Consider the following 4,220-nt stretch of genomic DNA (forward strand, 5'->3'; position numbering starts at 1 on the left):
CCGTGACGTCAACGAAGATGTGCGCGATCATGTCCGTGCGCTGGCCAATACGGAAGCCTTCGAGCAATCGCACCGCGAGCGCAAAAAGGTCGAGATGCGGTTTGCTCATATGAAACGCATTCTCAGGCTCGACCGGCTTCGGTTGCGGGGCCTGAATGGCGTCAGGGACGAAGTGCTGCTCACAGCCACCGCGCAGAACCTGAGGCGGCTGGCCAAGCTAATCTGCCGTCTCCCGCCACAACTGGCAGTCCCGTGCTGAAATCCACCAGCAAAATGGAAACCGCCGACACGCCGTACCAAAAAAGCCGCCGAAACTCCAAAGCCAAGCTCGCCCCCAAGTCAGAAACGAGTTTTGCAACACAATCCTCTCGAAAGCGGATATTGCGGCCCTCTGGGTCGAGGTCGGCCACGGGCCAGACTCGGAAGTCCAACTACGCAATCGCGACTTCCGCTTGGAATTAGGCGTCCTCCGAAACCGATTAGCGCACGCCCAGTTGCGCCGTTTGCGGTCAAGGTCGGGACGTTTAGCTTCTATCAAACTAGGCCGCCGCCGTAGGTGTAGGTGACCCAGTTGCCGGCTTCGGGATTACCGCTGATGGCCCAGGCCGATTCCCAAAACGATGGCCTTCTGACGTAGCGCGCCCTCGGTTCGCTTGGTCATCTTCGCGATTTTGATCACTGGCGTCCGCGCCTTGGAGTGCGCCTTCAATTCTTTGATGTCTTCCTTCGTCCACTCACGTCGAACGGTTTTCTTTGCCTTCTTGGCCACTCTGCGCTCCTTCAATGTTGAGGCAGCCGTTTAGCACAAAGTGTGTAGCGCGCATCCTTGCGCGCATGTTCTCCAACCGACGGGGAGGGCCGCCGATATGAGCTGCTGTTCGTCTCCGACGGCACGCCGGTGAACGTACGCCGCATCAGGCAGTCGGCGCCATCAATCCAGGATCCGTTCAACTGAGACGAGGGGATGCACCGCCATGGCTAAGAAGTTATCGCAACACGATTAGCCATCGCGGATTGGTGACGAGGACCGAGACACACAAGACATAGAGAACCCGCTGGCTGACAAGGTCGGCGGGGCTTTTCGAGAGGCCGTAACTACAGAGCTTCTCCGGCAGTAGCCGCCAACAACGCCGCCTCATTGTGTGAACGCTATCGTGCATAGAGTTCCCAATTACTTAACGGTTATAAAGACTTCCGGTCCGGCCTGCCTTCGATAGCGAGTGTGGCAGGCCAGCTACAGCAAAGCACTCACGATCGAGTACTATTGCAAGGCAGGTAGGCGAACTAGCGACTCTTAAAACTGATTATCTCTGGGGAGACTCGAATGAAGAAACTTATTGCGGTTGCAGCCGGAACACTGGCTCTGGGCCTATCGGCTCCGGCCAGCGCGGCGGATATGGCAGCGCGTCCCTACACCAAGGCGCCTCCGATGGTCGCCGCGATTTATGACTGGAGCGGCTTCTACATCGGCGCCAACGGCGGTTGGGGCTCAAGCCGCAACAGCTGGGATTCGGTTGCCCCCTTCCTGGTGGGTCCCGAAGGTTCGCACGATGCAACCGGCGGGGTTGCGGGTGGTCAGGTTGGTTATCGCTGGCAGACTGGCACCTGGGTGTTCGGCCTCGAAGCGCAGGGTGACTGGGCCGACTTGCGAGGCAGCAACCTGAGCACCCTGTTCGGACCGGGCTTCCGCAACGATTCACGGATCAATGCGTTCGGTCTGTTCACGGGTCAGCTCGGCTGGGCCACCAACAACGTCCTGTTCTACGTCAAGGGCGGTGCTGCCGTAACTGACAATCGCAACCGGATCTATTCGACTGCGACTGGCGCTGTGCTTGCCACCACCGGCGATGACACCCGTTGGGGCGGCACCGTCGGGGTAGGCCTGGAATACGGCTTTGCCCCCGGCTGGTCGGCTGGTGTCGAATACGATCATTTGTTCATGCAGGATCGTACGCTCGCATTCACCGGTCCCGGTGGCGTAGCATTCGGTGCGGATCGCATTCGTCAGGACGTCGATCTCGTCACGGTTCGCGTGAACTACAAGTTCGGCGGCCCCAGCATCGGCCGGTACTGAGCAGTATCACTGGAAACAACAGGGGCCGGCTCTTTGAGCCGGCCTTTCTCTTTTGGGGAGATTCAAATGACCAAAACGTACCGACCGGTCGCCCCTTCGAAATTAGCCGACGAGCTAAACAGCGCATTTGCTTCGGCTGAACCCAATACCATTTGTATGGCCATTGGGGAGGGACTTGCCAACTTCAACATTGCCGAGATGGCAAGACAGACGGGTTTAGGCCGGCAGAGTATTTATCGAGCTTTCAAAACCAACACACAGCTTCCGAATTTTTCCACGGTCCTTGCTGTGCTCACGGCCATGGGCTTGCAGCTCAAAGTAACTCCCAAGGGCGAGCGATCCACGGCTGCCACGGCTCGCGCAACGAAGACGTAGTCAACACTTAGGGGGCGAGCTAGCGAGAAGCACGATCGCTAGGATGTCGAGAATTTATTTTTACAAACTGACGGTGGACAATGGCGCGGCCCCGTGCATTAGAGCAGGACTTCTTTCTTTAGCAATCTGCAAGCCTATGATCCGCAAGACTGCAAGGGAGGGGGATTTGATCTTCGGTTTTGCTGCAAATTCGCTTCATAAGGACAACCGGTTAATCTACGCGGCTCGCGTCACCCACGCCCTTCATAACGGGCGGTATTTCAAAGATCAGCGCTATGCCAATCGAGAGGATTGCATTTACACATTTAAAGGCGGTCGATATCAGCGTCGAAAGAGCGCCAAACACCACGACAAGCCGACAGACCTTCGACATGATCTAGGCGATTTCCCCCAATACTCACGGGCAAACGTGCTTTTGAGCGCCGATTTCCGATACTTTGGGAAGTCGGGTAGCGACATTTACAAGGCGAGGTTTCCAGCGGTCGCTAATGCGGTGAAGGAGCTTGGCCGCGGTCAGCGAGTAAGACTTAGACCCTCTCTTCGGCTCGAACTTGAGGCAATGAAGGATTGGATTTGGCTGGAAACACCAAGAAAGGTAATGGGCAATCCTTCTCGCTCTTCGGCGTCCAACGTTTGTCACCGCACTAAATCGTGCGGTGTTGCTTGAGCTTCGAACGGCGATTTTTTGATTTGTCTTTAGGCTCGGTTTGCCCGGATTTGGAGGTGCCAGATGCAAACGACGTTGCCCAGTCTCTCCTGCCTTCGTTGCGACAATCTGATCGCGCCATCCGGGAGTTTTAGCAAAATACCTGTTGCCCGGCGATACGAACATTGCATCCGTCGGTGCGAGCCTTGCGGCGTGGGTGCCTCAAATGCCAAGACGGCTGGAGCGCAGACGTGGATTTTTCGGGAGCCGCTCGACAATATCCCGACGGAAATTCGCGATGGCGCAAAAACCGCGTTGAGAGGCGCTCTTAACCAGCGGAACCGGCAAACAAAGAAGCTAGGTTCGGTTTTTCGACTTCAAAGGATGCGATCACCTGGGTGGTGTTTGCTTATCTGACGCGCTCGCGAAAGCTCCTGCCCGCTCTAATGCGTGTGGGTCTGGTTGCATCAGAAGTCGGAAGCAAAAGCCCCACGGTCCTATTGTGGGGCGTCCCGATAAATGATCCCGAGCGAGGGAATTTGATCAAGGAAGAACTGCAGACGATCTGCAGGCACTTCAACGAACGTGAAACCTCATTCTCTGAGCCTGACGTAGTTGTTGATCTCGAAGATGGTGGACTGATTTTTATCGAGGCGAAATATCTGGCTGCAAACGACACTAAGCCTGCCAACTACTTGGGCTGGGTGAATTATGAAAAGGCTGCTTAAGCTGGGATTTCGACGGAGTTAGGCGTTCCGGACGTTATTAACTTGCCCGGAATTGGTGCTTGCTTAATCAGCTTGGTGGCGCCCGGCCTAGGACCTTGGTGAACTTAGCACCCGGCGCCTTGTTTTCCGCACCTGAAAGGGTGCTTTTAGATGGTTTTGCCGATGCCATAAAGGCGGGTCCAATTGCTAACTTCATGCGGCTGACTTGGTCCGATCTTCTAGATGACCTCAATGGGACACCAGCTTGGTTGGTTGAGTTCTGCCGAGGCCGTCGAGGTTTAATGAATTAGCCAATTGCTCGTAAGCGCGAATTTCCCTGCACCTTTTGCTTTTGAGTGCTCTGATGCATGAGGTGTCCACCAAAATAGGTGGACACCTTGTGATGGCAGACGATGAT

The 4,220-nt window shown here is 55.8% G+C and carries 6 protein-coding genes; 5 read left to right on the forward strand and 1 reads right to left on the reverse strand.

The window, feature by feature from the left end; genetic code table 11:
• Positions 1-259: transposase (locus tag IVB42_RS17490; protein WP_247396986.1), on the forward strand; the 259-nt coding region annotated here is incomplete at its 5' end.
• 327 nt (positions 260-586) lie between these two features.
• Here the strand turns inward: IVB42_RS17490 and IVB42_RS17495 are convergent.
• Positions 587-769 carry a hypothetical protein gene (locus IVB42_RS17495; protein ID WP_247392837.1) on the reverse strand — a complete coding sequence of 61 codons (183 nt, stop codon included), beginning with the start codon at positions 767-769 and terminating at the stop codon, positions 587-589.
• 555 nt (positions 770-1,324) lie between these two features.
• On the opposite strand from IVB42_RS17495, the gene IVB42_RS17500 reads away from it, so the two are divergent.
• From IVB42_RS17500 to IVB42_RS17515, 4 genes are all read left to right on the forward strand, one after another.
• Positions 1,325-2,074, forward strand: coding sequence for an outer membrane beta-barrel protein (locus tag IVB42_RS17500; protein ID WP_247297738.1), 750 nt, complete (start codon positions 1,325-1,327; stop codon positions 2,072-2,074).
• Positions 2,075-2,140: 66 nt separating this feature from the next.
• The gene (locus IVB42_RS17505; protein WP_247392836.1) at positions 2,141-2,449 is read left to right on the forward strand and encodes a putative addiction module antidote protein; all 309 of its coding nucleotides are present in this window, start codon (positions 2,141-2,143) and stop codon (positions 2,447-2,449) included.
• Between the two features lie 43 nt (positions 2,450-2,492).
• Entirely contained in the window at positions 2,493-3,116 is a 624-nt protein-coding gene (locus tag IVB42_RS17510; protein WP_247396990.1) for a hypothetical protein, read from the forward strand.
• Positions 3,117-3,496: 380 nt separating this feature from the next.
• Positions 3,497-3,823: a hypothetical protein gene (locus IVB42_RS17515; RefSeq protein WP_247396993.1), complete on the forward strand. Its 327-nt coding sequence runs from the start codon at positions 3,497-3,499 to the stop codon at positions 3,821-3,823.
• Positions 3,824-4,220 lie beyond the last annotated feature (397 nt).

It is taken from the genome of Bradyrhizobium sp. 45, assembly GCF_023073155.1.
In the GTDB taxonomy this organism is placed as follows: Bacteria; Pseudomonadota; Alphaproteobacteria; order Rhizobiales; family Xanthobacteraceae; genus Bradyrhizobium; species Bradyrhizobium canariense_D.

Bases quoted from the DNA above. Each gene is read 5' to 3' on its own strand.
- IVB42_RS17510 (WP_247396990.1), top strand. From the start codon at position 2,493: ATGTCGAGAATTTATTTTTACAAACTGACGGTGGACAATGGCGCGGCC.
- IVB42_RS17500 (WP_247297738.1), top strand. From the start codon at position 1,325: ATGAAGAAACTTATTGCGGTTGCAGCCGGAACACTGGCTCTGGGCCTA.
- IVB42_RS17505 (WP_247392836.1), top strand. From the start codon at position 2,141: ATGACCAAAACGTACCGACCGGTCGCCCCTTCGAAATTAGCCGACGAG.